Origin of the sequence: Acinetobacter nectaris CIP 110549 (assembly GCF_000488215.1) — a bacterium.
Classification (GTDB): domain Bacteria; phylum Pseudomonadota; class Gammaproteobacteria; order Pseudomonadales; family Moraxellaceae; genus Acinetobacter; species Acinetobacter nectaris.
In genome coordinates this window covers 755,938-781,036 of record NZ_KI530712.1, presented here as the reverse complement: position 1 = coordinate 781,036, position 25,099 = coordinate 755,938, and the positions used below count along the sequence as shown (strand labels likewise).

General features: G+C 35.3%; 23 protein-coding genes and 5 tRNA genes. 12 read left to right on the top strand and 16 right to left on the bottom strand.

What is annotated here, in order from left to right:
* Window positions 1–93: 93 nt before the first annotated feature.
* The 3 genes from P256_RS04035 to P256_RS04025 form a co-directional block, all read right to left on the bottom strand.
* A complete protein-coding gene (locus P256_RS04035; RefSeq protein WP_023272405.1) occupies window positions 94–687 on the bottom strand; it encodes a 5-formyltetrahydrofolate cyclo-ligase in 594 nt (197 codons plus the stop codon).
* A gap of 71 nt (window positions 688–758) precedes the next feature.
* The gene (locus P256_RS04030; RefSeq protein WP_023272404.1) at window positions 759–1,322 is read right to left on the bottom strand and encodes a hypothetical protein; all 564 of its coding nucleotides are present in this window, start codon (window positions 1,320–1,322) and stop codon (window positions 759–761) included.
* Window positions 1,323–1,512: 190 nt separating this feature from the next.
* A tRNA-Leu gene (locus P256_RS04025) sits at window positions 1,513–1,598 on the bottom strand.
* 200 nt (window positions 1,599–1,798) lie between these two features.
* Here P256_RS04025 and P256_RS04020 point away from each other — a divergent pair.
* Entirely contained in the window at window positions 1,799–3,952 is a 2,154-nt protein-coding gene (locus P256_RS04020) for a TonB-dependent siderophore receptor (protein ID WP_023272403.1), read from the top strand.
* A 70-nt stretch (window positions 3,953–4,022) separates the two neighbouring features.
* Complete coding sequence (locus tag P256_RS04015) at window positions 4,023–4,709, top strand: hypothetical protein (RefSeq protein WP_023272402.1); 687 nt, start codon at window positions 4,023–4,025, stop codon at window positions 4,707–4,709.
* Between the two features lie 65 nt (window positions 4,710–4,774).
* Here P256_RS04015 and P256_RS04010 read toward each other — a convergent pair.
* A tRNA-Leu gene (locus P256_RS04010) sits at window positions 4,775–4,860 on the bottom strand.
* A gap of 255 nt (window positions 4,861–5,115) precedes the next feature.
* Between P256_RS04010 and P256_RS04005 the strand changes: the two genes are divergently transcribed.
* Window positions 5,116–5,949, top strand: a complete 834-nt coding sequence (locus P256_RS04005) for an undecaprenyl-diphosphate phosphatase (RefSeq protein WP_023272401.1) — start codon at window positions 5,116–5,118, stop codon at window positions 5,947–5,949.
* Between the two features lie 120 nt (window positions 5,950–6,069).
* On the opposite strand, the gene P256_RS04000 is transcribed toward P256_RS04005, so the two are convergent.
* Window positions 6,070–6,155, bottom strand: a tRNA-Leu gene (locus P256_RS04000).
* Window positions 6,156–6,166: 11 nt separating this feature from the next.
* Window positions 6,167–6,240: transfer RNA gene (locus P256_RS03995), tRNA-Cys, on the bottom strand.
* 152 nt (window positions 6,241–6,392) lie between these two features.
* Between P256_RS03995 and folD the strand changes: the two genes are divergently transcribed.
* The gene (gene folD, locus P256_RS03990; protein WP_023272400.1) at window positions 6,393–7,241 is read left to right on the top strand and encodes a bifunctional methylenetetrahydrofolate dehydrogenase/methenyltetrahydrofolate cyclohydrolase FolD; all 849 of its coding nucleotides are present in this window, start codon (window positions 6,393–6,395) and stop codon (window positions 7,239–7,241) included.
* 47 nt (window positions 7,242–7,288) lie between these two features.
* Here folD and P256_RS03985 read toward each other — a convergent pair whose 3' ends face one another.
* Entirely contained in the window at window positions 7,289–7,717 is a 429-nt protein-coding gene (locus P256_RS03985; protein WP_023272399.1) for a hypothetical protein, read from the bottom strand.
* A 129-nt stretch (window positions 7,718–7,846) separates the two neighbouring features.
* Entirely contained in the window at window positions 7,847–9,682 is a 1,836-nt protein-coding gene (locus P256_RS03980) for a phosphoenolpyruvate carboxykinase (GTP) (protein ID WP_023272398.1), read from the bottom strand.
* A gap of 430 nt (window positions 9,683–10,112) precedes the next feature.
* Between P256_RS03980 and P256_RS03975 the strand changes: the two genes are divergently transcribed.
* The 4 genes from P256_RS03975 to P256_RS12955 all read left to right on the top strand — a co-directional run bounded on the left by P256_RS03975 (window position 10,113) and on the right by P256_RS12955 (window position 14,148).
* On the top strand, window positions 10,113–10,877 hold the full coding sequence (locus tag P256_RS03975; RefSeq protein WP_023272397.1) for a metallophosphoesterase family protein: 765 nt from the start codon (window positions 10,113–10,115) through the stop codon (window positions 10,875–10,877).
* Window positions 10,878–11,066: 189 nt separating this feature from the next.
* Window positions 11,067–11,357 carry a co-chaperone GroES gene (locus P256_RS03970; protein WP_023272396.1) on the top strand — a complete coding sequence of 97 codons (291 nt, stop codon included), beginning with the start codon at window positions 11,067–11,069 and terminating at the stop codon, window positions 11,355–11,357.
* Window positions 11,358–11,413: 56 nt separating this feature from the next.
* The gene (groL, locus tag P256_RS03965; protein ID WP_023272395.1) at window positions 11,414–13,051 is read left to right on the top strand and encodes a chaperonin GroEL; all 1,638 of its coding nucleotides are present in this window, start codon (window positions 11,414–11,416) and stop codon (window positions 13,049–13,051) included.
* A gap of 596 nt (window positions 13,052–13,647) precedes the next feature.
* The gene (locus P256_RS12955; protein ID WP_023272394.1) at window positions 13,648–14,148 is read left to right on the top strand and encodes a DUF805 domain-containing protein; all 501 of its coding nucleotides are present in this window, start codon (window positions 13,648–13,650) and stop codon (window positions 14,146–14,148) included.
* 214 nt (window positions 14,149–14,362) lie between these two features.
* Here the strand turns inward: P256_RS12955 and htpX are convergent, their stop codons facing one another.
* The 4 genes from htpX to P256_RS03940 form a co-directional block, all read right to left on the bottom strand.
* A complete protein-coding gene (htpX, locus tag P256_RS03955; protein WP_023272393.1) occupies window positions 14,363–15,268 on the bottom strand; it encodes a protease HtpX in 906 nt (301 codons plus the stop codon).
* A gap of 133 nt (window positions 15,269–15,401) precedes the next feature.
* Window positions 15,402–16,184: a lytic transglycosylase domain-containing protein gene (locus tag P256_RS03950; protein WP_023272392.1), complete on the bottom strand. Its 783-nt coding sequence runs from the start codon at window positions 16,182–16,184 to the stop codon at window positions 15,402–15,404.
* Window positions 16,185–16,313: 129 nt separating this feature from the next.
* The gene (locus P256_RS03945) at window positions 16,314–16,727 is read right to left on the bottom strand and encodes a SemiSWEET family sugar transporter (RefSeq protein ID WP_023272391.1); all 414 of its coding nucleotides are present in this window, start codon (window positions 16,725–16,727) and stop codon (window positions 16,314–16,316) included.
* Complete coding sequence (locus P256_RS03940) at window positions 16,724–18,169, bottom strand: mannitol dehydrogenase family protein (RefSeq protein ID WP_023272390.1); 1,446 nt, start codon at window positions 18,167–18,169, stop codon at window positions 16,724–16,726. The genes P256_RS03945 and P256_RS03940 overlap by 4 nt, the downstream gene beginning before the upstream one ends.
* Window positions 18,170–18,976: 807 nt before the next feature.
* Between P256_RS03940 and ttcA the strand changes: the two genes are divergently transcribed.
* Together ttcA and P256_RS03930 are read left to right on the top strand one after the other, a co-directional pair.
* Entirely contained in the window at window positions 18,977–19,882 is a 906-nt protein-coding gene (gene ttcA / locus P256_RS03935) for a tRNA 2-thiocytidine(32) synthetase TtcA (protein WP_023272389.1), read from the top strand.
* A 140-nt stretch (window positions 19,883–20,022) separates the two neighbouring features.
* Complete coding sequence (locus P256_RS03930; RefSeq protein WP_023272388.1) at window positions 20,023–20,409, top strand: SCP2 sterol-binding domain-containing protein; 387 nt, start codon at window positions 20,023–20,025, stop codon at window positions 20,407–20,409.
* 34 nt (window positions 20,410–20,443) lie between these two features.
* Here the strand turns inward: P256_RS03930 and P256_RS03925 are convergent, their stop codons facing one another.
* The gene (locus tag P256_RS03925) at window positions 20,444–21,577 is read right to left on the bottom strand and encodes a transglycosylase SLT domain-containing protein (RefSeq protein WP_023272387.1); all 1,134 of its coding nucleotides are present in this window, start codon (window positions 21,575–21,577) and stop codon (window positions 20,444–20,446) included.
* Window positions 21,578–22,159: 582 nt separating this feature from the next.
* Between P256_RS03925 and P256_RS03920 the strand changes: the two genes are divergently transcribed.
* Window positions 22,160–22,249 (top strand) — tRNA-Ser (locus P256_RS03920).
* An 87-nt stretch (window positions 22,250–22,336) separates the two neighbouring features.
* Here the strand turns inward: P256_RS03920 and P256_RS03915 are convergent.
* From P256_RS03915 to P256_RS03905, 3 genes are read right to left on the bottom strand one after another with little or no spacing between them, the layout of a single operon-like run.
* Window positions 22,337–23,074, bottom strand: a complete 738-nt coding sequence (locus P256_RS03915; protein ID WP_023272386.1) for an SDR family NAD(P)-dependent oxidoreductase — start codon at window positions 23,072–23,074, stop codon at window positions 22,337–22,339.
* 13 nt (window positions 23,075–23,087) lie between these two features.
* Window positions 23,088–23,615 (bottom strand): NAD(P)H-dependent oxidoreductase, encoded by a 528-nt coding sequence (locus P256_RS03910; RefSeq protein ID WP_023272385.1) that lies wholly within the window; start codon window positions 23,613–23,615, stop codon window positions 23,088–23,090.
* A gap of 31 nt (window positions 23,616–23,646) precedes the next feature.
* Window positions 23,647–23,955 (bottom strand): DUF1330 domain-containing protein, encoded by a 309-nt coding sequence (locus tag P256_RS03905; protein WP_023272384.1) that lies wholly within the window; start codon window positions 23,953–23,955, stop codon window positions 23,647–23,649.
* 158 nt (window positions 23,956–24,113) lie between these two features.
* Between P256_RS03905 and P256_RS03900 the strand changes: the two genes are divergently transcribed.
* A complete protein-coding gene (locus tag P256_RS03900) occupies window positions 24,114–25,082 on the top strand; it encodes a LysR family transcriptional regulator (RefSeq protein ID WP_023272383.1) in 969 nt (322 codons plus the stop codon).
* Window positions 25,083–25,099 lie beyond the last annotated feature (17 nt).

Genomic DNA, 25,099 nt, shown 5'->3' with positions numbered 1-25,099 from the left:
TAATATTTTATAGTGATGTACTTTTTTTAAATTACAAGGGCTAAAAAAATAAAAAAGACTAAAAAAGTTGGGATTCGTTGAAAAAAACAGCGTTTATCTTAAGTTAGATGTGAATTGATAGTATTTTGAAGGTGTGAATAATGCATCTAAGGGTTCATCCCATGCTCTACGTAGTAGAGGTGTTTTTATAACCTGAAAATCATGCGCTAAACCAATACGGTACGGCTTTTTAGGTGTATGTGCAAGTGTTCTATCATAAAAACCACCTCCCATGCCTAATCGTGTACCTAGTAAATCACATGCAAGCAGTGGCATGAAAATAACATCTAAATATTGAACTTGAATCCCTATGCCATTTTGAGGTTCATACATTCCAAGTTGATGTTTACTAAAGCGATTATTTAAATACTGTTTTTTTGATACTTTTACCCAGTTTAAGCATTGATTCATTGCACAAACTTTAGGTAAATACACAATTTTTCTTTTTTTGAAACAATAGAGTAGGAGGAGATGAGTTTGAATTTCTCCAAATGCATCTAAATAAAGTCCAATATGTTGCGCATGGTGAAATAAGGGGGTACGTATAATTTGATGTAAACAGGCTATTTCAGCTTGCCTTTGCTGAAATTGATTTAAGTTTTTTCTTTGTTTTCGTAGATTTTTTCGTAGCAGAGAAAGTGGCTGCATAACATCATTTTTAAGTGACTGAATGGATATGTGTAGCGTACCTCAGAAGTACACTACACAATAGGCTAACTTTAAGGTTTAGTTGGTTTTACTTCAGAAGCTGCTTGTTGCAAAGTACCCACTTTTGCTTGAAGTTTTTGCATAATATCGAGCATTTGCTGTTGAACGTCATTCACTTGCTTTTGTAAGTCATTCATTTTCTTTTCATCAGGTGTTTTTGTAACACTTTCTTGTGCAAGTTGTAGACCGTAGTTATTAGATTCGATCATTTTAATACGGAGATCATTTACTTCTGCGCTTTTTAAGCTTAAAGCACTTAATTCATTATTAAAGCTGTCGACAAATACTTTCATTTTTCCAACCATGGCCTGAATTTGCTCTTCTTTACCAGATTTTGCAGCTTCCATAGCTTCTTCTTGGAACTTAACACCTTCTTGTGCTTTCTTATTTGATAATTCTTGGACAGCTTTTAAATCAGCCTTAATATCTGCAACATTGTCATGACTAAAGCTGACTGGAGCAGGAGCAGCTTGTTGTGTTTGCTGTTCAGTTTGTTGTGTTGCTTCAGGTTTTTTCGAACAAGCGACAAGCATGACAGATGAAGCACATAATGTTGCAAGTATTAATTTTTTCATAAGACACCTAGCGTTAAATTTAATATGAGACAATATATCACTTTCCATATTGTGATGATAAGTGCTTGTATTTTGGTATTTCATTTATTTTTATAAAAAAATATATTCACTTGTATTGATTTGTTAATTTTTAGATACAAAAAAACCAGCTTAATGCTGGTATTTTTACACCACTCTAAAATTATTAGAATGGTGCCCGGGGCCGGACTCGAACCGGCACGCTTTGTGGGCGGGGGATTTTAAATCCCCTGTGTCTACCTATTTCACCACCCGGGCATGTGCGCAATCATAGATAAAATATTTAGAAATAGCAAGAATCTTATATTTTAAGTGTTGGTATTTTATGCAGTTTCTTGGGTATGAGCGTAAGTTACAAAAATATTAATAGATTTATTCTATAACTAATAATAGTAATTTTGTTGAAAATGAGAATTATTATATGTATCTTTCAGGTAAATTTATGTTGCTTTATTTGTATGAAAAACTCTATTCATTTTACAAAGACCTTTTTGTCTGTCTCTTTACTTAGTATTGCTTATGCGCAAGCAAATGATTCTTTAATGCTACCGACAATCACATCTTCTGCTCAAGAAGAACAGGTGACACATTATGTTGCTCATCGTGATATGTCTACTTTACGTAGTACACAGAAGAATCTTGATATACCTCAAACAGTCAATATTGTACCACCTAAATATATCCAAGATTATGAGCCAGAAAATCTAGACAATGCCTTAACTCAAGTGAGTGGTATTACTCAGGGTAATACTTTGGCAGGCACGCAAGACACAGTCATGAAAAGAGGGTTTGGCGATAATCGTGATGGCTCTATCATGATTAATGGTATGCCTATTGTACAAGGGCGTGCAATGAATGCAGCTGTAAGTAAGATTGAAGTATTGAAAGGACCAGCAACACTTCTATATGGAATTATGGATCCGGGTGGTGTGGTCAATGTTGTTACAAAACAGCCTCAACAAAAACAAAGTACAGAAGTTTCTATTTATGGTTCGAGCTATGCACGTGGCAAAAATGGTGTGGGTACAAGTGTAGATACCACAGGGCAAATTGGTACGAGTCAATTTTCTTATCGCTTAGTTGCAGATCAATCTAGAAAAGATTATTGGCGGAATTTTGGGTATAACAATCAGCAATTAATTGCACCAAGTATTCAGTGGGATAATGGGCAAACAAAAATTAATGCAAGTTATCAATACCATAAATTTGATGTTCCCTTTGACCGATCTACAATTATTGATCGTTTTGGTACAGGGAAAGTTCTTCCTATTTCAAAATATACACGTTTAGATACTGCATCGAATCAAATGCAGGGTGAAGACCATCTTGCACAGCTTACTTTAGATCATCGTATCAATGATGACTGGGCATTTCATACAGGCTATAGCTATAACAAAGAATTGTATGATGCAGGACAGATGCGCGCTGTACCTGGTTCGTTGAATACGACAACAGATACATTAAAACGTAGTAACGATGCCACAACAGGTGCCGAGAGCATATCAAGTTTTGGAAATGCTTATTTAAATGGTAAAACGACAATCTTTGGTTTACGTAATGATATACAGTTAGGTACAGAAGCATCCTATGTACAGTATTACCGTAAAGATCTATGGCGTACTGTTGCTAATAGCCAAAAAAGTATAAATTATGAAACACTTGCGGGTTCAAGTGTAAGCTTACCATCTACGGTAGATTCTACAGCAAGTGATCAGACCAATAATTTACATACATATGGTTTTTATCTACAAGACTCATTGTATTTAACTGATCAATGGATTGCAGTATTAGGTGGACGTTATACCCATTGGCAGCAAACCGCAGGTAAAGGTCGTCCATTTATTCTAAATACTAATACAGATGATGGAAAGTGGTTACCAAGAGCAGGACTCGTTTATAAGTTTAATGATCAGTTCTCAACTTATGCAAGTTATACTGAATCGCTTAAACCAAGTTGGACAATTGCAGGTTATAAAACGCAGTTAAATAATGCTACACCACCTGAACAAGCAAAGTCTTATGAAATTGGCTTTAAATATGAGTTAGATGACCGTTTAACAGCAAATTTGGCGCTTTATGATATTAAAAAGACCAATATTATTGATAATGACACTTCTTTAAATATTTCTACAGCACAAGATGCTCGCTCTAGAGGTGTAGAGTTAGATGTAACAGGGCGTGTAACTGATAAACTTGATGCAATCGTAACTTATGCTTATACACATGCAAAAGTAACTGATTCAACCAATACAACAGCAATTGGCAAGTATTTACCGAATGTTGCCAAAAATACAGCATCACTTTCTTTATCTTATGATTATGGCCAATTTGCTAATGGTCAATTGCGATTTGGTGCAAGCAGTAACTATGTGGGTAACCGTCCGGGAGATCAGTCAAATAACTTTAAACTACCAGACTATACGCTCGTAAATGCATTTATTAGCTATGATACTTTAATTGGCGGAAAAGATTTAAATCTGAAATTTAATGTAAATAACTTATTTGATAAAGATTATTTCACATCGACTACAGGTTTAGATGGTGCTGCATATCTTAATGTTTCTCGAGGTGATGCGAGAGAGTTTGCTCTTAGAGCAACAATGAAGTTCTAAGTGATAGCGTAATTAATGATTAGCCAAGAGTATTTTATATTCTTGGCTAATTTATGTGAGGAAATTAAAAATGTATTTATTATTGCGTTGTATGGCATTGAGCTTGGCTACAATTTTTACATCTCATTTATATGCAGCACATATTTTATTGGTATCTCAGTTAAATGGTGTTGATATCAAGTCAGATCAAGCTATTCAGCATTATTTAGAGAAAAAAGGGAATGATGTTGATTTGGTTGACCAATCTATAGATCCTAAAGAAATTCCAAAAGTTGACCTTGTTATTATTTCTTCAACGGTTGCTGCAAAAAACTTAAAATCTGGTTGGAGAGAGCTACCTATTCCTTTAATGACTTGGGAAAATGATTACCTTGATGATTTGGCGATGACTGGTAAGCGTATTCATGCAGATTTTGGTGAGGTGGAAAAAGAGCGTTATCTCTGGTTGGTTAACCAACCACACATGCTTTCTGCCAATTTACCTGCTGGTGTAACCAATGTATATAAAGCACAAGCGCCCATGAGTTGGGGTAAGCCGGGTTTAGGTGCAATAATTATTGCAACGATTTATGGTCAGCCTGAAAAGCCTGCAATCTGGGGATATGAGAAGGGCAGTACAATGGACTATGAAACATTAGCGCCAGCACGCCGTTTAATGTTCTTTTTAAGCAACAATACATTTAATAATTTATCTGAAGAAGGACAGCACTTATTTGATGCTGCTGTTCATTGGATGTTAGAAAAAGATAATAAATAAAATACAAATAAAAAAACCAGCTCAATGCTGGTTTTATTTTTACACCATTCTAGATAATTTTAGAATGGTGCCCGGGGCCGGACTCGAACCGGCACGCTTTGTGGGCGGGGGATTTTAAATCCCCTGTGTCTACCTATTTCACCACCCGGGCATGTGCGGTGAATATTAGTGAATTATATAAATAATAGCAAGTGATCATTTTTCTTATTGTTGATGTTTTATGCAAAGCAAAGGTGATTGTCTAAAATAAAAGCAAAGGTGTTTTTTGCTCTAAGATATTATTTATGCTAGATAAACCGAAGTTAAAACATAGATATTGTTTCAGATGTTAAATGATTCACATTTTTTAATCTGTTCATAAGAAATCCCTCGTATAAAACAGCAATAATGTCAAAAAGAGCGTTTTATGAATTTATTCCATGTCATTATACTTGCAATTATTCAAGGCCTTGCAGAGCTATTGCCAGTATCAAGTTCATCACATGTGATTCTTGCTGAAAAGCTAATGGGGTTTGATCCATCTGCACCTGAAATGACTTTTTTACTTGTCATGTTACATACAGGAACAATGTTTGCTGTCATTGTTTATTTTTGGAAGTCATGGAAGCAAACATATTTTTCATCAGTAGATAACTTTAAAAAACAAGCACTTTATATTGTGGCTGCAACTGCAGTGACAGGTTTTCTTGGATTGGCGTTACAATCTTTTATTAAACACGTCTTTTTTGGTAATGCAGATAGTTTTGAGATCGAGCATTTATTTAGTAATTCAAAGTTAATGGCAGCAGCCTTATTTGCTTCAGGGATTATTATTATTTTATCTTCTCGTTTGAAGCAAGATCAAAAGCATGAACTAGATTTGAAGAAAGCATCTATTATTGGTGCAGTTCAAGCACTTTGTCTTCCATTTCGTGGGTTTTCTAGATCGGGTGCAACCATTTCGACAGGTTTATTATTAGGATTATCACGTCAGAAAGTTGAAGAGTTTAGTTTTGCTCTTGCAGTCGTACTGACACCTGTCATTATTATTAAAGAATTTGTACGTTTACTGCATACCCAAGGTGCAGCACATGTGCAGATTAGCCATTTAATCTTTCCGAGTTTAGTCGGGATGATTGCAAGTTTTATTGCGGGCTTAGCTGCATTAAAGTGGTTATCATCATGGCTGGAAAGTGGGCGCTGGCACTTGTTCGGGATTTACTGTATGTGCTTCGCAGTAGTTGTACTTATTTTATCTTAATATTTTATTTTTAAATGGGTTGTATGATTACAGCCCATTTTTATATTTTAATTAGAGTATAGATACAAAAAAACCAGCTTAAAGCTGGTTTTTTTCACACCATTCTAAGATTATCTAGAATGGTGCCCGGGGCCGGACTCGAACCGGCACGCTTTGTGGGCGGGGGATTTTAAATCCCCTGTGTCTACCTATTTCACCACCCGGGCTTTACCAAGATTGGAGGCGGAGGTCGGAATCGAACCGGCGTACACGGAGTTGCAGTCCGCTGCATGACCACTCTGCCACCCCGCCATGTCTTGGTGATGCACATATTAGCAACCTTTTGAAAAAACACAATAGATAACTATGAATATATGTTCATAAATTCAACATATAAAATAAAATTGCTAAAATAATCATGTATTATTACGAAATTAGTTTGAAAATGATCTTGGAGATGCGCCGTGGCACTTGTTTTAGATGGAAAAGCATTAGCAAAAACAATTGAAAGTAATTTACTGGAAAGAGTTGAGGTACTAAAAGCAAAAACGGGGCGTACTCCTATATTAGCAACGATTCTCGTTGGTGATGATGGTGCATCTGCTACTTATGTACGTATGAAAGGTAATGCATGTCGCCGTGTTGGTATGGATTCATTAAAAATTGAATTACCTGAACATACAACAACTGAAGAGCTACTTGCAGAAATTGAAAAGCTAAATGCTAATCCTGATGTGCATGGTATTCTGCTACAACATCCTGTACCTGCACAAATTGATGAGCGTGCATGTTTTGATGCAATTCGTTTAGAAAAAGATGTTGATGGCGTAACTTGTTTAGGGTTTGGTCGTATGGCGATGGGTGAAGCTGCATATGGCTCTGCAACACCTGCGGGCATTATGACGATTCTAAAAGAAAATAATATTGAGATTGCAGGCAAGCATGCTGTCGTTGTGGGGCGTTCTGCAATTTTAGGCAAGCCAATGGCAATGATGCTTCTACAAGCAAATGCGACGGTAACTATTTGCCACTCTCGTACGCAAAACTTATCTGAGCTTGTGAAACAGGCGGATATTGTTGTAGGCGCTGTAGGTAAAGCTGAACTTATTCAAAAAGACTGGATTAAAAAAGGTGCAGTTGTCGTTGATGCTGGTTTCCATCCACGTGAAAATGGTGGTGTAGGTGATATTCAGCTTGTAGGTATTGAAGATGTTGCTTCGGCTTATACACCTGTACCAGGTGGTGTAGGTCCAATGACAATTACGACATTAATTCGTCAAACGGTGGAAGCAGCAGAAAAAGCATTAGGTTAATAAATAAAAATCTATTAGAAAAGCACAGCTAAGCTGTGCTTTTTTTACTATTTTGGTGTGCATTCATAGCGAATAACGGTTAGGGTATTGGGGTGTATACCAAGTGCTGTACGTGAGGCACTGTTGTCTCCAGTATTGGTATTTGCAAGACCGAAAGTCGTTTGGCTGTGCCCAATGTTTATACCTGCCGATTGAGGGGTATTTGCAGGATTAATAATTTCATCTGTACTTAAAACTTTTACGCTATAGTTTAATGATTCTGTTAGTACTTTTTTACATGCATTTTCTAATTTAGTTTGGTTCAGTGCATGGTTTGGTTGAACGGCCAAAGTATAGCTAATAATTGCACTGTTATTTGTTTTACTTTCCACTTTATAGCCTGCATTACCATTATATCTTTGAGGGATATTTTGACATGCGGTCATGGTGAGACCAACTGTAGCAAAGCCAATAAATAAAAGTACCTTTTTCATCATGTATGATCCATTTGTATTTTTGTGTTTAATGCATGTCATATTAAGCTGAAATTTTTAATTTTTCTATAGAAGCTATACAAATATGGCCACAATAATGTGGCCATATATAAAAGGATATAAAGCTATTAATTAGGCATATATATCTTCTTTAAATTTCTCTAGTAGTAGCTCTTGTCTTTCTAGTAGGGCTTTAGGTAAGCGGCCACCTAACTTTTCAAATAGTGCATAGTGGCTTTCAAGTTCTTGAACCCATTGGTCTTGGTCTAAGTTTGTTACTTGCTCAAATTGTTCTATTGAAAAGTCACTCCCAGCCCAATTAATATCTTCATATTCAGGAACCAGGCCAATAGGCGTTTCTGTTGCATTTGCCTGACCATCACAACGATTAATTATCCATTCTAATACACGCATATTTTGACCAAAACCAGGCCAAATGAAATTACCTTGCTCGTCACGGCGGAACCAGTTTACATTAAAGATTTTAGGAGGCTGATTACCATGTGTTTTTGCTTTCGCATGCAACTCTTCACCAATTTGTAACCAATGATCGAAGTAGTCAGCCATGTTATAGCCTGTAAAAGGTAACATTGCGAATGGGTCGCGACGTACGATACCTTGTTGGCCAACAGCTGCTGCAGTAGTTTCTGAGCCCATTGTCGCTGCTTTATAGACACCATCTACCCAGTCAAAAGCTTCGGATACTAAAGGAATCGTATCTGCTCTTCGACCACCAAAAATGAAAGCAGAGATTGGAACACCTGCTGGATTTTCCCAATCGGCATCAATGGATGGGCATTGTGATGCAGCAACGGTAAAGCGTGCATTGGGGTGTGCAGCTTTTTCACCATTTTGATGAGGTTGACCTTTCCAATTTGTAAGGTTGTTAGGAGCTTCTTTTGTGAGGCCTTCCCACCATACTTCTCCTGTATCAGATACAGCAACATTGGTATAGATGACATCTTTATGCAAAGTTGCCATACAGTTAGGATTGGTTTTTGTATTTGTACCAGGTGCAACGCCAAAGAAACCAGCTTCAGGGTTAATGGCATAAAGTTGACCATCTTCACTTGGTTTAATCCAAGCAATATCATCTCCAACTGTTTCTATTTTCCAACCGTTATATTCTTTTGGTGGAATAAGCATTGCAAAGTTAGTTTTACCACATGCCGATGGGAATGCAGCAGCGATATAATGCTTTTTACCTTTTGGATTGGTAATCCCTAGAATAAGCATGTGCTCAGCAAGCCAACCTTGTTCACGCCCCATTACAGATGCGATACGTAATGCAAGGCATTTTTTACCAAGCAGTGCATTGCCTCCATATCCAGAACCAAAAGACCAAATTTCGCGTGTTTCAGGATAGTGAACAATGTATTTTTCTTTATTACATGGCCATGCAACATCTTTTTCATTTGATAGAAGAGGCATACCCACACTATGTACACATGGAATAAAGTGACCATTTGTACCTAGTACATCGTATACAGCTTTACCCATACGTGCCATTTTACGCATACTTACAACAACATATGGTGAATCTGTAATTTCGATACCGATATGTGCAATGTGGCTACCAAGAGGTCCCATTGAAAAAGGAACAATGTACATGGTGCGACCTGTCATACAGCCATCAAATAGTTTTGAAAGCTTGCCACGCATAATTGTTGGGTCTTCCCAGTTATTTGTTGCGCCAGCATCTTCTTTATTATTGCTACAAATAAAAGTGCGATCTTCCACGCGAGCTACATCTGATGGGTCAGAGTTTGCAAGATATGAACCAGGGTGTTTTTCCTCATTCAATGTTTGCATTGTACCATTAGAAATCATTTGCTGAATCAGGCGATTGTATTCAGTCTCACTGCCATCGCACCATTCAATGTTTGCAGGTTTTGTAAGTTTAGCAATTTCTTCCACCCAAGCAATTAATTTAGGATGGTTAACAAACTTAGGTGTATTTAATTGCATTGTGCTTATACCTTAAAGAGAATTAGAGGTGTTTTTCTGTGTAGATATATGAAAAACGATAAATATTAGAGCATATTTGGTATAGGAAATTAATATATAAAAAAGCAGTTTTTTGAGGTAAGTATCTAAATAAGAAAAATAAATAAGTATTTAAAACAAACATTTATTTGAATAATAATCATTGTATTTATTATATAAATATATAAATAAATTACATTTATTATTTAAATAACTATATTAATCAGTATCTTGTGTTTATTTGGTGAGTTGGGGGAAATGATTACATAAAAGACATGTTTTGTTTTTAATATTGTTTTTAAATGAAGGCTATAGAATGATTTTAAGTAAGAGTATAAAACGCTGATGCTCTATATGTATTTAGAGAAAACCAGCTCATTCAGGACGAAATTATCAATATTGATGGTGCATTATGCTACTTCATTTATCCGATTTACATTTTGGGACAGAAAAACAAGAATGCTTATTAGCAATTAAGCATTTTTGTGAGCAACATCGTATTGAGGTTATTGCTGTGAGCGGAGACCTTACACAAAGAGCACGAATAGTTCAGTTTTTAAGCTGCAAGAAGTTTCTAGATGGACTAAGTATTCCTTATTTAGTCGTACCTGGTAATCATGATATTCCGCTTTATCATGTTTGGCAGCGAGTTTTTAGCCCTTTTCATAGTTATAAGACATTTTTTGGCGAACTTGAGGATACTTTAGAAACGGAGAACTTTTATTTAATTGGGGTGAATAGTATTCGACGTCGCCATCATACCAAAGGTCATATTTCGTTAGCACAAGTTGATGAAGTTTCACAAAAGTTAAAGCATGCTCCTGAAAATAAATTAAAGCTTGTTGTTGTACATCAGCCATTTTATGTTTCACAAGAAAAAGGACATGGTTTAGGCGATTGTCCAAATAGAGGGCGATTTGCATTAGAACAATGGTCTAAATATGGTTTATTTGGTTTGCTGCATGGACACTTACACTTAATGGGCGTGTATAACTTAACACAAGTGTATCAATTACGTGCCGATCCTATTTTTGATATTCATGCAGGGACTGCAACTTCGTGGCGACTACGAAAAAATGAACCCAATGGTTTCAATGTGCTTTCTAAAAATGGTTCTATTCAACATTATATATTTGATGAGAAATCTAAAAAATTTACTTTGAGAGAATCTTATTAAAGGTATAAGAATATATAAAGTGATTAAAAAAAATGCAAAAGAGATTTATTTTTTATTTTTGCCCTTGAAGCTTTTATTTAAACCCCCAAAGAAATGACATCGGAACAATATGTTAATAGTGGTATAAATCATACTGAAAACACTACTATTAATTTTTGAAACAAGACTTAGTCTGATGGAGTTTTACATATGAGCAACATTCGCCCATTACATGATCGTGTCGTTATTCGCCGTGTTGAAGAAGAAGCAAAAACAGCAGGCGGTATTTTACTACCTGGTTCAGCAGCAGAAAAACCATCTGAAGGTGAGGTAATTGCTGTTGGTAATGGTCAAATTACTGAAAATGGTGTTCGTGCTTTAGATGTGAAAGTTGGCGATAAAGTACTATTTGGTACTTACGCAGGTACTACTGTTAAAGTTGATGGTGAAGAATTATTAATTATGAAAGAGTCTGATATCTTAGCTATTTTAGAAGGCTAAGCAAACGCGCTTTCGTAAGTATCAGATCAAGTAAATAAAGGATTTTGGAGTAAATAATGTCAGCTAAAGACGTAAAATTTGGTGATTCAGCACGTTCAAAAATGATTGCAGGTGTAAACACACTTGCAGATGCGGTAAAAGTAACTTTAGGCCCTAAAGGTCGTAATGTTGTCATTGACCGTTCTTTTGGTGCACCACACATTACAAAAGATGGCGTAACTGTTGCAAAAGAAATTACATTAAAAGATAAGTTTGAAAACATGGGTGCACAACTTGTGCGTGAAGTGTCTTCAAAAACAAATGATGTTGCAGGTGATGGTACAACTACAGCAACTGTACTTGCTCAAGCAATTGTAAATGAAGGTGTTAAGTCTGTAACTGCAGGCATGAACCCAATGGACTTAAAACGCGGTATTGATATTGCTGTTAAAGTTGCTGTTGAAAACATTCGTAAGAACTCAACTCCTGCAAATGACTTTAAAGCAATTGAGCAAGTGGGTTCAATCTCTGCAAACTCTGACCATACTGTGGGCAAATTAATTGCTCAAGCAATGGAAAAAGTAGGTAAAGAAGGTGTTATTACTGTTGAAGAAGGTTCAGGCTTTGAAGATGCGCTTGACGTTGTTGAAGGTATGCAGTTTGACCGTGGTTACCTCAGCCCATACTTCTCTAACAAGCAAGAAACTTTAACTGCTGAATTAGAAAACCCATTTATTCTTCTTGTTGATAAAAAAATTAGTAACATTCGTGAACTAATTACAACTTTAGAGGCTGTTGCTAAAACAGGTAAACCTTTATTAATTATTGCTGAAGATGTTGAAGGTGAAGCGCTTGCAACACTTGTTGTAAACAACATGCGCGGTATTATTAAAGTATGCGCAGTGAAAGCACCTGGCTTTGGTGATCGTCGTAAAGCAATGCTACAAGACATTGCAATCTTAACGGGTGCAAATGTAATTTCTGAAGAAGTAGGTATGTCTTTAGAGAAAGCATCTTTAGAAGATTTAGGTACTGCACATAAAGTGACAGTATCTAAAGAGAACACAGTAATTGTTGATGGTGCAGGTAATGCTGCGATGATCGATGAGCGTGTTCAACAAATTCGTGCGCAAATTGAAGAATCAACTTCTGAATATGACCGTGAGAAGCTACAAGAACGTGTTGCTAAACTCGCTGGCGGTGTTGCTGTTATTAAAATTGGTGCAGCAACAGAAGTTGAAATGAAAGAGAAAAAAGATCGTGTAGATGATGCTTTACATGCAACGCGTGCTGCGGTTGAAGAAGGTGTTGTTGCAGGTGGTGGTGTTGCTCTGGTACGTGCAGTAAATTCACTTGATGGCTTAACTGGTGAAAATGACGATCAGACAGCGGGTATTAATATTCTACGCCGTGCGATTGAAGCACCTTTACGTCAAATCGTTGCAAACGCAGGCGATGAGCCATCAGTTGTAATTAATGCAATTAAGCAAGGCGAAGGTAACTATGGTTACAACGCTGCAACTGGTGAATATGGCGATATGATTGAAATGGGTATTTTAGACCCTGCAAAAGTAACGCGTTCTGCACTTGAGCATGCTGCCTCTGTTGCGGGCTTAATGCTTACTACTGAAGCGATGATTACAGAGATTCCTGAAGAAAAACCTGCTGCTGCACCTGATATGGGTGGCATGGGCGGAATGGGTGGCATGATGTAAGCCACTCAGTTTCTGTTTAAGTAATTAAATTAAAATTTTTAATTTAATTATTATTGAATAGTTACTCACACTCTTACTTACAAATGTTTTTGTAGTAAAAAAGAAGGTCGCTAACTAGCGGCCTTTTCTATTTCAGTGCTTCCAATGATGCAACTGCTAACGTAGTAGCTACTTAACCAATAGTTTTTCTACCGTCTTTAATACGTTCATAGCGTTCTTTTTATGAAATATTTTCATCGAGAGAGTAAATATAGATGACGCAATTCTGATAACTTACTTTTAGCAAAGGTTTAGAATTTTTCTTGTCATCCCTTTTGAAATGTTCTTTTGAACATTGAATTGAATAGTATCTTTTTTAATTATATTATATAAGGCACTTTAATGGCATTGAAATACACTTTTTATTCAACTAAGTCGTATTTGAATATAAGCTGCTCCCTTTAATGGTTTAGTTTTTTTATATTAAAAAATTAATTTAAATTTATAAGATATTACTCTATCTAAGAGTGGTTTAAACTGGATATTGAGAATATCAGTTTTATAGTGTGTTAATGTTAGCCTGAAAAAAATTCTTATTTATTACTTGTGGGGATATAGTGATTAATTATAAAAAATTAGGTCAGAGTAGGCTGAATAGGCAAAACTTTGTAAAGCAACAGGCTAAGTTGAATATTATCTTTTTACTGACAGTTATACCTACTATTTTTATTTTATGGGTAATGGCTCTTGGTTTAGGTATGTCTAATAGGAGCTCATTTAATCTTAGTGATCAGATATTATTTATTTTTTTGGCTATAATTATTGTGGTAGCCTTAACAGGTTTTGCTTATAAAAAGACCTTACTTAATATTAGGCGGTTACATGACTGTAATCAGAGTGGATGGCTTTCTGCATTTGTGTTTATTCCAGTCATAAACTTATTTTTTATTCTCTATTTATATTGTTGCACAGGAAATAACATAGATAATAGATATGGTGCTCCACAAAACTACGATCTTTCTGTATATAGTTTGATCTTTTCTATTATGATAAATATAGGCTTTGGTGGTTTTATTATTATATATTTATTCATTCCATTACTGGCTAAAATATTTTAAGCATTAAATTTGGTATAGCTATAAATCCAATTAAAAAATACAGACAAATTAAGTTTTTTTTAAGTTATCTTTTTTAACCTATAAAGCATAGGAATTCTGCTGTAATTTCCTATTTTGGGTCATACTCCTACTGACAGAGTATGACTTTTTTTTTGCAAAAAAAAATAAGAAAGCCCCCAATTATGGAGGCTTTGATGTATCTTATATTCAGAGTTTATGGGCAGTTATATCTTTGTAAAGCTTCAACTCTTTCATCAATACTTGGGTGCGTTTGAAAGAGTGCAGCTAGACTGAATCCTTCGCTTTTTCCTTCTGTAATTGCGAGTGCTTTCATTTCTTTTGGCATTTGATCTGGCATACCACTTTCTGCTTTTAAGCGTAGTAAAGCGTTGATCATAGCTTGTTTACCTGCAAGTTGTGCACCTGCTTCATCTGCACGATATTCACGGTAGCGTGAGAACCACATTACAACTGCACTTGCGAGTACGCCAAAGACGATATCTAACACCATTGTAATCACAAAATAAGCAATCCCAGGTGGATCTCCATCTTCACGGCCAAGCAAGTTACGATCGATAAAATCTCCCACAACACGTGCAAAGAACATGACGAACGTGTTTACAACACCTTGTACTAAAGATAGGGTAACCATATCACCATTTGCGACATGTCCAATTTCATGTCCAATAACAGCGCGTAATTCATCTTGGCTCATGTTTTCAAGTATGCCACTTGAAACTGCGACTAGAGCATCATTTTTGTTCCAACCTGTAGCAAAGGCATTTGATTGGTATGATGGAAAAATACCGACTTCAGGCATTTTAATTCCAGCGCGTTGAGAAAGTTCGGCAACCGTTTGTAGTAACCATGCCTCAGCTTGATTGCGTGGCGCATTTGGATTAATTAGCTCTGTACCTGTTGTATTCTTTGCCATCCATTTAGACATGAATAGCGAAATTAAAGAACCAACCATACCAAAGACAAAGCACATTACAAGTAAGTTGCCTAAGTTTAAGCCACGAGCACCGTGGTAACTTCCGACCCCTAATACTGACAAAATAAGACCAGCGACAACCAGTACCGCGAGGTTGGTTAGCAAAAACAAACCAATCCGCATCATTGAGTATATCCTCTTATAATAAAAAATAGAAACTCAGCTATAAACTGTGAGTCTTATTTGTAATATGTAGTTTGATATTTGAAAATTCAAGTGGCTTTCAATAAATTAGTACATAAATAATAAAGGATTGTCTTTAGTTATGTACTGTGACAGACGTGTAAGTACCATCTGATAACTGAACAATTTTATATTCATGTTTTGTATTGGGATCTACTCGTGTACTAGGTGTAGAGGTAGTGGCTTTAAGGTGATTGCCTTGCATACTTTCCTTTGCTGTAAGTACGAGTTCTGAGTGATATAAATTGTTATATCTATTGAGTACACGTTTTATATAGTCTTTCGTCTCTCTAAAAGGAGGAACACCTCCATATTTTTGAACATTACCTTCTCCTGCGTTATATGCAGCAAGGACAAGAGGGGTGTTACCATTAAATCTTTTTAGAAGTGTGCTTAGATATTGGGCAGCACCGTGTATATTTTCGTTTGGGTCATAACTATTTTTAACATGAAAACGTTTAGCAGTTGCAGGCATAAGTTGCATAAGGCCTTGAGCACCTACAGGAGATGTCGCATGTATATTAAAGCCTGACTCTGTATGCATAATTGCTTTAATTAAACCTGCAGGAATCCCATGCTTTTGTGCCGAGCTAGAAATAATATCATCAAAAATATTTTTATTCTTACTGAAGCTTGGCAGTACAGAAGCTTCCGATCCACCCCAATTTCGGTATGAGTGAATATTACTGTCGGGGTAATATGTTACTTTAACTGCTTTAAGATTTTGATTTGTTTGAGGTTGGTTGGTGAATAAATAAGATCCATTACTATCTTCATAAGTATAAATATGACCAGCATGTGTGAACGTATTTAAACCTATATAAAAATATATAGGCAAAATGATCTTAAATATCTGCATTTAATTTTTCAAGAGGTAAGATGTAGAGAAATTTTTAGCAATCTAACTTTAAAAAGCAAGTTAAATTTTGCTTGCTAATGATGTTATAAGCTTTATTTAAGTTTATAACATCATTAGTGCTATATCGCATTAACCAATTTGTTGCTTCATAGTAGCACGCATTTTAGATTTGGTCATAAGACGTTTTTTAGCAGTTTTTTTTCTAATAGGGCGCTCGTTATATAGTTTAAGTGCAATAACCGTAAGTGCCAAAACGGCAGTAAGCCCATTTGCTGTCATAACAGGAATGTCATGCATTTTATAACCATAAAATGTCCAGCTAGTTACACCAAAAAAGAGTGCAGCATACATTCCTAAAGATACACCTGTCGTATCTTTTTTGCGAATCATGTGGATAACTTGTAGGAAGAAGGATCCAGTTGTAACCCATGCAGCAAGTGCACCTAGAGCAACAGGCCAGCGATAGAGAACAGCAACTGAGATTGCAACTGCGATAATTGTCGCAATGATAATAGCTATGTCTTTTTTATACTGACTATTCATTTTTTAAGTTCCTCATTATTACTCTGCCTCGACAGAGCAAAGTAGTTTTTCACTTCTAAAATTGCTTTAAGTAAATGTTCACGAAATTCAGTTTGTGTTGTGAGTGAACCAAAAAGTACTTCTGTTTCTACAAATGCTTTTTCAGGGGTAGCATGAGTAAATATGTTGCTTAGATCTATTGTGTCAAATGCCCGATCTTCATATGTAAAATCGAGTTGTTGAGCATAGTGTTTTTCTAAGAATAAGAAATAAAGCGCAGCAATTTTAAGTGCGGCTGTTGGTATGTGGTTTTGAGAGAATCTATCTTTAATTGTTGGAACAATAAAGCCATGTAGTTTAGAAATACTGTCAGAAGATACACGTGCAACAGTATCTTTAACATAAGGATTTTTAAATCGTTCTAAGATTGTCGCAATTTCTAATGTAGTATCAATTTCAATACCATGCATTTTTAAGGCTTTAGCGACATCTTCTTCAGCATACTCTTTAATTAGGGTTTGGATGTATACATTATCTAATGTTTCATGAATAAATGCTTTATTGATTAATGCACCCATCCATGCAAGTCCACTATGACTCGCATTTAGAAGACGAATTTTTGCTTCTTCATACGGAGCAACATCTTTGACAAACTCAACACCAACCCGTTCAAGTTGAGGTCGTCCATGAATAAAATTGTCTTGAACTACCCATCGTGTATAGCGTTCACATGTTAAAGGTTCTAAATCTGCTTTTAAACCTGCAGCTTGCATACGAGTATGAATGCTAGCATCAAATTTAGGTGTAATCCGATCTACCATGCTATTTGGTGCTGAAACATATTGAGTGACCCATGAAAGCAATGCATCATCTTTCTTAGCTTTAATAAAGTCCATAAGACCTTTTTTAAAACTGTCCCCATTGTTTCTAAGATTATCGCAACTAAGTAAGGTGACAGCCCCTTGCTGTCCAAGTTGTTGCATACGCTCATGCAAAATTAGGTATAAAGCACCATAAAGAGTCTGTATTTCAGTATTACTATTTAAGTCGTTTAGAATATCGGGGTGGGAGAGGTCTAAATTACCTTGATCTGTAAGAAAGTAGCCACCTTCTGTGACAGTGAATGAAATAATTTTTGTATTTGGATGAATGCCAACTTCTACTGTATTAGAAATGCTAGGATTCCATAAAATAATATTTTTTAGACTATGTACTGGCTCATATTCAATATGGCCATTAGGTGAAATAATTTCTAGAGTGTAATAACCATTTTGGCTTTTAAGTTGTTCTAGTATTTTTTGAGAATGACTATTGCGAATATTTGCTAAGTGCATTTCCCATGATGAATCACCAAGTTGGTGTAGCTTATTTAAGTAATATGCTTGATGTGCCCTAAAAAAAGCACTAGCACCTAAATGTAACCATAAACTCGGTGAGTCAGACTTAAGCGATGGCTTATTCAAACTTACTCCTTCCTTATTAAGGTCTTTCTGCTTGTTTTTTAGCTTACCATAAGATAGGGGAGCAAGATGCTATCTTAAGTCGTATAAAGTTTTAATGATGTCGGTTTTGGAAATTTAAATAGAATTTTTTATGTATTTATGACCAAAACAAGAATATTATGTATTTTTTATAAAATTAATTAATTCAATTATTTATATTTAATTAGGTTTGGATCTTAGAGCTTTTTTAAAATTTATATGTAACGAGAAATTTGTTAGATTTAGTAACAATTTTGTAAGAAATGCAATATTTATTCTTTAATATTTAACTACAAAATAAAAAGACTTAATAGCTTTTGAGCTAACAGTAGCCATATAAAAAATCAAGAAAAAATAGAGAAAGAATCATTAAAAAAAATAATTAATTTTTTTTCATTCAATAGCATTGACTTGTATAAGGCATTGTTTTTATTTGATTTATATTTTTGGTTAAAAAATATTCAATTTGATTGAAAGCCTTACAGTGAGTAGGGAAACTTTTGTCAATACCTATAGAATCCACAAACTTATCCACAGGTTTTGTGGAAAACTATAAAAACGCTATCAAATATGAAATCTACTGCTATAAATAAGAGTAATATATCTAAAATTATACTTTAAATATTATGAAAGCTTGATGAATTCTAATTAATTATATTAAGAGTTTATTTTTATAAATCTATTGTTCAAATTTAAGAAAATTATCGTAATAATTAGCATTGAGCTGATGCGTATTGGGCAAGAATCATATAGAATCGTGCGATATTTTTTTTAGGGTTTGTATCGTCTATGTACTCTCCAATTGAGTCCCAGCAAGGATTTAATTTTAAGCCAGAGCTACCAACCAGTTCATCTTATTATCGATTGCTGAAGAAGTTACGCCGTCAGGTTGGCCATGCTATTCGAGATTATAAAATGATCGAAGAAGGCGATAAGGTTATGGTGTGTATTTCGGGTGGAAAGGACAGCTATACCTTATTAGATATACTCTTAAATTTTAAGCGTGTAGCGCCTGTTAATTTTGATGTGATTGCTGTAAATCTAGATCAGAAGCAACCAGGTTTTCCAGAGGATGTATTACCAGCATATTTAGAAGCCAATAATATTCCTTATTATATTTTAGAAAAGGATACATATAGTATTACGAAACGTCTGACCCCTGAAGGCAAGACGTATTGTGCTGTATGCTCTCGCTTACGTCGTGGTTCACTTTATGGGTTTGCTCAAGAGATTGGTGCAACAAAGGTTGCTCTAGGGCATCATCGTGATGATATTATTGCCACTTTCTTTTTAAACCTTTTTCATGGCGGTAGCTTAAAAGCAATGCCACCGAAGCTTTTATCTTCAGATAAGAAAAATATTCTTATTCGTCCTCTTGCATATGTGGAAGAAAAAGACATTATTAAATATGCAGAAATGCGTAAGTTTCCAATTATTCCATGTAATTTATGTGGGTCGCAAGAAAATTTACAGCGTGCTATGTTAAATAATATGTTAAGAGAATGGGATAAAGAATATCCAAAACGTTTGCATAGTATTTTTGGTGCATTGCAGAATGTTTCTCCATCTCAACTCGCAGACCGTGATCTTTTCGATTTTGAAAAGTTAGATGAAGAGCGAGAGTTTGATTTAAAAGATCCTGAAGAGATGAAAAAACGTTTAGACGTTGTTAATCTTGGCTTTGCAGCAGAATAATCTCAATTTTAATTAGAGACATATTATAAATTATGGTATGTCTTCTCATTTAAGTTTTGACGATAAATAAAAATACTGTATTTTAAAATATTAGATATTATTTTTTAATATCATAGGAATATACATTTAGAGGAATAAAAATGCCAGCATTTTTAACAGACGCATGGTTTTCCAAAGTTGATGAGTTAACAGGGCAAGCTGGGAATCTAAACCTATCACCTGCATTGCAGAATTTAGTAATAAATTTAATTGTAAATGATGGTGCAGTTGAAAATACTGAACTATCTCTTGCAAGTGGGAAATTTAGAAAAGGTTTAGCAGAGAATGCAAAAACTACATTAAATATGGATTCGAATACTTTAAGACGAGTTTTTTTAGAGTTCGACATGACGGCAGCAATGCAAGCATTTATGACAGGCAAAATAAAAGTACAAGGTGATATGTCTCAGCTAATGGCCTTACAGACTGCAAAACCAAGTCCTGAGCAAAAGTCATTATTTAAAGAGATTCTTCAACATACAGTATAAAAAAAGGCGAACATAGTTCGCCTTTTTTTATTTTTTAAACTTCAATTGGTTTTGGCTGACTTGATTGCTGAATATGCTCTAAATATGCACGAATACGTGTGACATATTGTAGTGCTTGCTTATAGCGACCATTTGCATTCTGATTTTTTTGCAAATAGCTGTATAGGTTCATCCATTCTTCAGGGTTTTTACCTTGCTTTTCTATCTTACTTTGGATGGTTGATACTGCTCCAGGCCCCATATTGTATGCAGTAAGTGCATACCAAGCACGGTCTGGGTATGGAATATTGCCATACTGCTCAAGCAGTTGATCTAAATACTTTGCACCACCTTGGATACTCTGTCTAGGATCATTTCGGTTGGTTACACCCATGGCTTTTGCTGTACTATTTGTCAGCATCATGAGTCCACGAACACCAGTAGGTGAGACAGAATCTGATTTTAGATAAGACTCTTGATAGCCCATTGCAGCCAGAAACTGCCAATCTAAGTTGTACTTATCTGCTTCTTGTTTGAAGCTTGCCTTATAAATAGGCATTCGTGCTTTTAAATCACGCTCTACAGTTTCCCATGCTGTTGGTTCTACAATGTTGTGATTATAAAATGAAGCAAGCTGGTCAATAGAACCATCATTTTTTGCTTCACAAGTAAAACCACTTGCAGTTTGTGCAATCGGGTCTTCTGCATTATTAACAACTAAGTTAATACTGGTATCTAAACCATTTTGCGAAAGCGCACTAAAATTCCCACAGGTTGCAGAGAAAAAGCTGAGCTTTTTTTCTTCGATGGCAGACATCGGTGCATTTGTTAAAGCAATATTTGCTTTTCCTTGTGCAACTAGGTCTAGAGCAGCAGTATTGTCATTCACAACTTTAAAATCTAGTTGAACATTTAAACTTTTTGCGTAACTACGCATAAGATCATAACCAAAACCATGGAGGTTTTGTCCATTATCAAATACTGTACTCGGATTTTTGACAGCGACAACAGTGAGTTTATTATGATCTATAACGCTAGCATACTGTGTTTCCCCCTTCTTTGCAGTCAGTGCATGTAAAGGTAAAAGGGGAAGCATTGCTGCTGCAATAATAGAAAAACGTACAGGGAGAGAGTTAGATTTAAATTTGAGGCGCAAGCGCCTCGTAATTGCTACTGACTTACTTTGCATATTAGCTCCGCAACAGGAAATAGTACCCCCAAGACCAAATAAAAATATGATCAAAGTGATTGCTAAAAAGAGCAATTTAAAAAAATAGAGGGGGATAGCACCATTTAAAGTAATGGCATAAGTTAACAAGAGAACCTATACTTTTCAGAACTGTCTGTAACAAATCGTAAGTATAGATTAAAAAAAATACAGTTGAGTTGATCAGCGAATAATAAAGAGATGGAAAAGAAAAGTCAAATGCATAATAAATATACTTGTTGATCGATATATGCGATTGCTTTAGCTAAACATACGTTTTTACTGATATTTAGCGCTAAAAAAATAATTAAAAAATATTTTGTAAACGCAAAATTTATAGAGCCAACAATATTCGAAATGAAAAATAATGTTCATATATTAGGCATGTTGAGTGTAAAAGATATAAATAATCTAGGGCAATTGGGATTTAGATCATATAGATTTAGATTTGTGTATTGATTTGTCTAGATAAATGACTGTATCGTATTATTTTTATTCACTTAGTTTCTATTTTAAAAAATAGAGTTGCTAAAATAAAGATTTGTTTATATTATAACGACCATTGGAAGCGTGGCAGAGCGGTTTAATGCACCGGTCTTGAAAACCGACGAGGGTTTACCCCCTCCGTGAGTTCGAATCTCACCGCTTCCGCCAAATTCAAAAAATCCCTAAGGTGTTTATCTTAGGGATTTTTTTATTGACTATATTTTTCGTAATGATTTTGAAATGAGGTGATTTAACTTACCAAGGTAGAACTTGACCATCTTCAAATAGTTGACCAGTTGGTCCATCATCAGGAAGTAAAGCAAGCTGTATTGCAGTTGCTGCTCCCTCAGATATTGGTCTGCCTCCTGAACTATTTGGGATAAGCTCTGTGGCCGTAAAGTTAGGATTTGCTGCATTGACTTTAATGGCGGTTTTTTTTAACTCCCATGCAAGTTGAACAGTAAGCATATTTACAGCAGCTTTAGATGAGTTATATCCAATAAGTTTGGTTGAGGCATGTTCCCAATTAGGATCTGCATTTAATGTTAATGAGCCTAGTCCACTAGAAATATTGACGATACGACCCGAAGTTGCTTTTTTTACTAGAGGTAGCATTTTTTGTGTAACGAGTAATGTACCAAAAAAGTTTGTATCAAAGGTTCTTCTTACAGAACTAAGTGCTGTTTGGCTAGCAATACCATCTTCAGTATCAATAATACCTGCATTATTTACTAAAATATCGAGCTTTGCCTCATGAGTATTTAAGTATGTATAGGCATCTTGAATACTTTGTTCATCATTTAAATCTATAAGAATAGATGAAGCATTTATCCCTAAGCTTTTTAACTCATCAACAGCAGTATAGCCATTTTGAAGACTACGTGTACCAACGTAGACTTTAATGCCTTTTAACCCTAATTGCTTTGCAATTTCAAAACCAATTCCTTTATTTGCACCAGTCACTAAAGCTACTTGAGAAGTGAATTCTGACATACTCGAAAATTTCCTATACTGTTTTAATTGCTGATATAAAAGATTCTTTAAAGGCTAATAGTTGTTCATCTGTAATAGCCATTGCGTTATGTAGGGTTAGTGGAGGAAGGTATTTCATACCAACATAAAGTGCAGTTGCTTTCATTGGGATAAAAATATCTTCTACTGTACTTTGAATAAGTCCTTCTTTTGAGTAGGTATGCTCACTTGCACCTGCTGAGCTTACAATAAGCATTTCTTTATTTTTTAATGCAGTACCTTCAGGGCCAAATGCCCATCCATAAGTCCATACTTCATTTAAATATGCTTTTAGCATAGGTGTAATATTGAACCAATGGATAGGAAATAAAAATACTACACGATCTATGCCTTCATAAGCTGCTTGTTCAGCTTTAATATCAAATGCTGTAGGCTTATTGCCATATAGCTTTTCTAGGTTACGTACAGTGACATGTTCAAGGTTGGCAATAGACTGTTCAAGTGCCTGTGTAATTTTAGACTGGTCTGCATAAGGGTGTGAAACAATAACAAGTGTGTTCATAAATTAATTCTCTTAAATATCTATTAGGGGATTATTTGGTAAAAATACCTTCTACAAGCCAAGCATTTGTTGTGCTCGCTTTTTCACGGTAAGGGAGTATTTCTTGATACGCCTTTGAGCCATGCCAAGCATGTGCTTGTTGAATATCTTCAAACTGTAAAATAACTAGATGTCCTTGAAGTGGATTCCCTTCAATAGTCTCAAAGTTATTTGTAAGTACAAGTGCTTTTCCACCATAAGGTTTATATGTAGAAGAAACTTTTTCTTGATAAGGTTTTATTGCTTCATAGTCATGAATTGTCACGTTGAATATGAAGTAGGCTGGTGTCTTTTGTTCCATAATATACTCTTTATCTTTTCTATTGAGTCTTTCTAGCGTGAAAGACTTACTTGGAATATCGTTATTATCTAAAAAATTATTACTTACTTAAATAGCATATAATGTTGAATTATAGATAACTTTAAGTTAATAATTGGGGTTTCATGAAGGAAAAATATATGGAAATTTCACAGCATGTACGTGCTATTTTATCTTTTGTTGAAGCTGCAAATATGGGGAGCTTTGCTGCGGCAGCACGTAAATTAGAAATTAGTCCTGCTGCTGTGAGTAAAAATATTGCAGGGTTAGAAAAAGCTTTAGATATTCGATTAATGAATAGAACAACACGTAAGATTAGCTTAACCGAAGAAGGACAGTCTTTTTTAGATCAGGCTCGTGTTGCATTAAATGCATTAGACCAAGCTGTTGAGATGGTGGCAGAAAAGAAATCTGATGTAAGTGGTCATGTTCGTATATCAACAAGTGCATCATTTGGTCGTGATTATTTGTTACCTATTATTCCTGAATTACTTGCTCGGTATCCAGCATTGAGTATAGAAACTGACTTTGATGACCGTGTAATTGATTTGGTAAATGATCATTATGATATTGCTATTCGTGGTGGAAGAATTATTGATTCCTCTCTAATTTCAAGACCAGTTTGCCGTTTAGATTTAGTCTTGGTTGCTTCACCCGAATATTTATCTAAATATGGTAACCCTAAAAGTCCAAATGATTTAAAACGACATCGGCTTATTGTTCGTAAATTTTTAGGGGGCAAAGCATCGCCTTGGGAATTTAGAACGAACGATGGTGGACTAATAACTTTAGATCCTGAACCGGCAACATTAACCCTTTCTGCACCGGAAGCACTGGTTGATGCTGCATGTTTAGGCATAGGTATTGCACAAGTTGGTGTTCATAATGTGATTGAACATTTAAAAGCAGGGAAACTGCATGTTGTACTATGCGATGAGCATCATTCTGGTAGCTATGAAATGGTGTTACAGTATCCACATCGTTCTTTTATTGCTTCACGTGTACGTGTAACAATTGAATATTTGCTTGAGAAACTCACACAGAATCCGACATTAAATATCGACTTAAAAACTTTAGATCGCTATAAGTATAATGAGATCTTAAATTGAAAAATTGTCATTTCAAT